1 protein-coding gene is annotated in these 739 nt (G+C 39.6%); it reads right to left on the bottom strand.

Annotated features, from left to right (window positions below):
• Window positions 1-210: 210 nt before the first annotated feature.
• Window positions 211-558 carry a DUF3024 domain-containing protein gene (locus F0249_RS20095; RefSeq protein WP_171757658.1) on the bottom strand — a complete coding sequence of 116 codons (348 nt, stop codon included), beginning with the start codon at window positions 556-558 and terminating at the stop codon, window positions 211-213.
• Window positions 559-739 lie beyond the last annotated feature (181 nt).

Here is a 739-nt window from a genome sequence, read left to right as displayed (position 1 = left end):
TATGTCAGGTGAAAGCGCATATTTAATGTTACTAGAATTAAAGCAGAACCTACCGTCGGAATAGAACTTAAGCTAACGCCCAATTAAGGTGCGACAACGCTATAGCACCCAAGCTAAACCATTGCTCCGTAAACACAAAATTTAAACCGGAGTGAAATCGACAAGCGTTAGGAGTCACTCTTAAATTGTTTGTTATGTACGTGGTCGGGGCTAACCCCAAAAACACCCATAAGTATCGTCTTCTAAGATTTCAAAGAACACTTCTAGAAACTTCACTTCGGGAATTGGTTCATATGAATGCCACTTTAAATCGGATTTCATCCAATAGATTTTCCACTCGTCACGTGACTTATAGTATTTAACTTTGGCTACTGGTTCTTCCACCTTCTCTGATGGATTATTCCATTTGGATCGAATTTCAAAAATTTCAATCACCTGCCCATCCAAGCGATAATCGATATCGACTTCATTACGGATTTCCACTGGTGGACGACAAGAATCCAAGTACTTTTCAACTGCCTTTTTGTAGCGCGCTTGTTCAATCTCAGAAAATGCCATCTTAATCACCTAAACCATTAACTTAGTTAAGTTTACGACTAATTCCCACATGTTGACTAGGATATTTTCGAGAAAGTACATAGACATAATGACCCCCACGAGGTGCTAGCCTCCAATTTCGTGGGTTAGCTTAAAGCCAGAGCCATAATTAGTGTGTCAAACAGCTAAATTTGGAGACTAG

The organism is Vibrio sp. 03-59-1, from assembly GCF_013114135.1.
Taxonomy (GTDB): Bacteria; Pseudomonadota; Gammaproteobacteria; order Enterobacterales; family Vibrionaceae; genus Vibrio; species Vibrio cortegadensis.
This window is presented reverse-complemented; position numbering and strand designations above follow the sequence as displayed.